Below are 2,253 nucleotides of genomic sequence, written 5' to 3'. Positions count from 1 at the left end.
CGTTGTTTTGCCGTGATTCTCAATCAGGTTTGTCAAGCCGAAATGGGGGTTTGTTTCGGCCCTGACTGTCACTTCCTCCCACACGTTTTTTGCCTGGAAGGTACGAAGTACCGCGCAGGGCCGGAGGCGGGAGCGCAACCCGGAGGGTGGCAGGGGAGAGATTGTTGGCACGGAATAAGGGAGCGAAGCGACCGCGTGCCGAGAATCTTGGAGGAGGCAGCGGCCTTGGCCGCTTGCGTGGACGACGGAGGCCCGTATGCTGCCGAAGGCTTCCAGGCAAAAGCGCAAAGCGCAGCAATACCGCGCCAGCCGAAGGCAGGCGGCCGCTAGGTCTCACGCGAGCCGTCTTGGTCTAAGTGGTCAGCGAAGCGCTGAAGCGGGTCAATGAATTGTCGTAGTGTCTCCGGAAGGCGCCGTGACTAGCTCGCGCTTTCGAGTACTCAAGATCGGAGCAAATCAAATTGTCGAGGCCTCAAATTTCCGCCGTCATCTATGCAGCGGCGGCCATCATTGCCGTGGCGCTAGCAGTTCAACTTTTCTCAACGTTGCACGCCATCTTGGGCAGCATCGCTCTTGCAGTCGCCCTCCTGCTGCTTCTCAGCTGCGGTATCCAGCTGCGGGCAGCGCGTCGGCGTAACTAGTTGTTTGTTCGACGACCGGAACAGCAAGGGTGGTCATTTTTAAGATGACATCCCCGGACGTAATTGGGCGGTAAGAGGTGCCGTCTCGAAGGATTGCCCAGATGACGTTGATTCGTCGCCGGGCTAGGGCAATAAGGGCCTGCTTATGCGACTTACCCTCCCTTCGCTTCCGTTCATAAAACGCTCGCGAAACAGGACAGGTTCTCGCGGCGATGAATGCTGCCTGGAAGCACGCGTTCAACAACCGCCGGTCATAGCGTCTGGGTCGGTGACGGTTGCCGGAGATCTTCCCGGAATCGCGGGGAACCGGTGCGAGGCCCGCGAAACTAGCGAGCCTGTCCGGGGTTTCGAAAGCCATCAGATCAGTACCGGTCGCGGCAAGAAAGTCCGCAGTAAGCCGCATCCCGAACCCGGGAACCGTCATCAACGGTACGGCCAGAACGTTGCCCTTCAGGGCCGTCTCAATCTCGGCTTCTAGCTCAGAGAGCTCGTCACGGATGCGGAGAAGGTCCCGGGCGAAGCGGCTAACGAGCCGGGCAGCAGCGGCCTCCCCGACCACGACCGCGGTCTGTTCGTGAGCCGCCTGAACGGCAGCAGCGGCGATGACTGCAGATTTCCGGCACTCTTGGCCTTTCAGCCAGGTCGCCAAGCGGCGCTCTCCTATCCGGCGGATCGCCGCGGGCGTCTGGTACTTAGTCAGCAGGACCAGAGGTCCTCTCGTGGTTGCGTAATTGAATGCTGCCTCAAGTGACGGGAAGTAATGGGCCATCAGAGCACGGAGGCGGTTCACGGCGCGGGTACGGTCATGGACGAGGTCTTCGCGTCGGGCGGAAAGTAGGCGGAGCTCGACGGTGACTTCGTCGGGTTGACGCATGAGATTCACATCGTGCCGGATGCGTGCTTGGTCGGCGATGACGACAGCATCTCTCGCATCAGTTTTGGCTTCGCCGGCGTAGGTGAGGGAAGCGTGGTGGATGGCCCGCCCCGGAATGTAGTGCAGGGGTTGCTTGTGGCTGCCAAGCAACGACTGAAGAAGCCCTGTCCCACCGTGGTTTAGGTCCGTGGCCCAGGCCACATCAGTTCCTCCGGGGAGACTCGCGACATCACCCATCAGGGTAAGGATCTCGCCTTCCCGGTTCGCGAACCTCCGAGATAGAAGCTTGGTTCCGTCGGCGTTCAGCACGATGCAGTGGTGTTCGGTTTTGCCGGCGTCGATACCGGCCCAGAGCTGGGGCACGCGGTTGTTCCTTTCGTGGGTGTGGGTGCGCCGTCAACGGCCGTGCCGGCAGTTCCTTACAGGGCGACGTAGTCGCGTTTCTCAATGAGCGGTCATGCCGTTGCAGGATCCCGGGCGGCTAATCACGGCATGCCGTCACGCGGCGGGAGGCAGTCAGCCATACCCGGGATCCCTGGCGCGTTTCAAAGCTTACGAAGGCCCCGAATCCACAAGAAAAACTGTAAGGAAGGCGGTTTACCGCCGCTAGGGCATGGCCGTGCAGTGCCACCCCTTGGGGCGGTGGGGGAGAGAATTCCGGCACGAAATGAGGGAGCGAAGCGACCGCGTGCCGGAAATGTCGGAGGAGCCGGCAGCGCAGCTGCTTGCGCGGAACGG

General features: G+C 61.3%; 1 pseudogene. It reads right to left on the bottom strand.

Going from position 1 to position 2,253, the window contains the following annotated elements:
• Positions 1 to 696: 696 nt before the first annotated feature.
• Positions 697 to 1,878: pseudogene (locus tag B7R21_RS18130) on the bottom strand (IS110 family transposase); the annotation flags it as partial.
• Positions 1,879 to 2,253 lie beyond the last annotated feature (375 nt).

This window comes from Subtercola boreus (genome assembly GCF_003399625.1).
GTDB classification, from domain to species: Bacteria; Actinomycetota; Actinomycetes; order Actinomycetales; family Microbacteriaceae; genus Subtercola; species Subtercola boreus_C.
This window is presented reverse-complemented; position numbering and strand designations above follow the sequence as displayed.